We start from the raw sequence: 1,040 nt of genomic DNA, 5'->3' as shown, positions 1-1,040 counted from the left end.
CTTTCTCAAGATGAAAGATACGAAATTTATGCTGCTTTGAAAAGCAAATCTTCAATCTCTACCCTTGCCAGGGAGCTTGGACGTTCTCGATCAACCCTTTATCGTGAGATCAAAAGAAATACTGGAAAACGTGGATATCGAGCTCAACAGGCAGAGAAATTTTCAAGTCAAAGACGATATCGATCCTCTTCACAAATGACGGATTTTGCTCTCGTTTATATTCGTTATCTGATTGGCTTAGATTGGTCTCCTGAGCAAATTTCAGGTGCTTTAACACAACGAGGTTGGCTTAATGTGCCTTCACATGAATGGATTTATCAGTACGTTTATCTAGATAAATCTAAAGGTGGTAAGCTCCACCTTCATTTAAGACATCAAAAGAAATATCGTAAACGAGGCTATAAAAATACAGACCGTAGAGGCCAACTCGTTGATAGAACAAGTATTCACTGTCGCGATGAGGTCGTCGAGAAACGTCAACGCCTAGGTGATTTTGAAGGTGATACCGTGATAGGCAAGAATCACAAGGGGGCATTATTAACTCTGGTTGAGCGCAAAAGCTTGTATGTACATATCGTTCATTTGGGACAAACTAGAACCACAACTAAAACGATTTCGTGTGCTTTAGCATGTTTGCGCAGCAGTCATGCCTACAGTGTAACCTTTGATAATGGTAAGGAGTTCTCCGAGCACCGGCGGATAACGGAAGCAGGGATAGAGACGTACTTTGCAGATCCATACAAGTCGATTCAACGAGCCAGAAATGAAAATACCAATGGTCTGATCAGGCAATATCTGCCAAAATCATCTTCGTTTGATGAAGTGTCAAATGAACAAATAGAGCAGATAGAATTTGCTCTCAATCATCGCCCTAGAAAAACACTAGGCTGGTATACGCCTAGTGAAGTTATGGCTGGTTTTTATACTGTTGCACTTGCTGCTTGAATCCGCCTCTATAAATACGGTTTTTGAGTTGCTTTTTAAGACTTTATTTTGTTCCGTTAGGCTATACCCTATTTTTACATATAAAAATAACACTT

1 protein-coding gene is annotated in these 1,040 nt (G+C 40.1%); it reads left to right on the top strand.

Annotated features, from left to right (window positions below; all coding sequences use genetic code 11):
• On the top strand, window positions 1-945 hold a 945-nt coding region (locus FTU00_RS15480; RefSeq protein WP_180179993.1), incomplete at its 5' end, for an IS30 family transposase.
• Between the last annotated feature and the right edge of the window lie 95 nt (window positions 946-1,040).

This window comes from Acinetobacter sp. YH12041 (assembly GCF_013419975.1).
Lineage (GTDB): Bacteria > Pseudomonadota > Gammaproteobacteria > Pseudomonadales > Moraxellaceae > Acinetobacter.
This window is presented reverse-complemented; position numbering and strand designations above follow the sequence as displayed.